The organism is Photobacterium proteolyticum, assembly GCF_001939735.1.
Lineage (GTDB): Bacteria > Pseudomonadota > Gammaproteobacteria > Enterobacterales > Vibrionaceae > Photobacterium > Photobacterium proteolyticum.
On record NZ_MJIL01000002.1, the window covers coordinates 1 to 1,012 of the forward strand.

1 pseudogene is annotated in these 1,012 nt (G+C 48.3%); it reads right to left on the reverse strand.

The features are described 5' to 3' along the window. Nucleotides 1-942, reverse strand: a pseudogene (locus BIT28_RS29865) (transposase); the annotation flags it as partial. Nucleotides 943-1,012: the final 70 nt, after the last annotated feature.

A 1,012-nucleotide genomic window follows, 5' to 3' on the forward strand; every position in this document is an offset into this window, starting at 1 on the left:
AATATGTGATGTCCCAAGACCAAACCTGGTTGGGCTTCTCCGCTGTATAACTCGTGGGTGCTTTCACCTTCCGTGGCGTTTGTGAACGACCACGATGGTGGAGTTGATTATGTGCTTTCAGAACTCGATAAAAGGTTGATTCCGACGCCAGGTACACGTTGTCATCGGCCAATCTAGGAACGATCTGAGATGGCGGAAGACTGGCATATTCATCACGATTACAGATCTCAAGGAGTCGAACCACATCACCGTCAGATAGTTTATTTGCCGGCACTGGACGTTTCGTAGTTGGCCGCCTGTCACCTTCGATAACCCCATTGTTCAGCCAGCGTTGTAAAGTACGGATTGGCAACTCGATGGTCTTACAGGCCATTATCTTTCGTGCTCCTGATGTGACAGCCTCATCGATCCAAGCGGCTATTTTCCTTCGCTCAGCAAGAGGAGTTAATCGTCCTCGTCGTCCTCCCATAGGGCATTGAACTTTTTTCTCAGCACCAGTAATGCTGCGGTTTCTGCTAACGCTTTATCTTTCCGCCGGAGTTCTTTTTCAAGTTGCTTTGTCTTGAGTCGTTCAGCCTTTAACTTGGCTTGCGCTTCCTTATCGCTGGTTTTAGCAGAAGCAGTGCCGTTGATACAGGCTTCCCGCCATTGAGCAACTTGTTCCGGATATAAACCTTTAGAGCGACAATACTCTCCCAGTTCGATTTCGGATAAACTGGCGGTTTCAACAACTACGGCAAATTTTGCTTCCGGCGACCATTGCTCCGGAGATTGACCACTGTTAGGCACTGGACTTCCTGACTCTCTGATTTGATTGCGCCAATTGTACAGGGTTGCTTCGCTAATGCCTTCTTGTTTAGCCAGCTTTGGTACTGACATACTCATCGGCGGCAACAACTTCTTAAGGATGGCGTTCTTTCGTTCTTCTGGATAGCGGGACATATTTTCTGCTCACCACCCCCTGTCTAATTTACGGATTTAGATTAGGCGACAACTATCCTGACACAGGGGG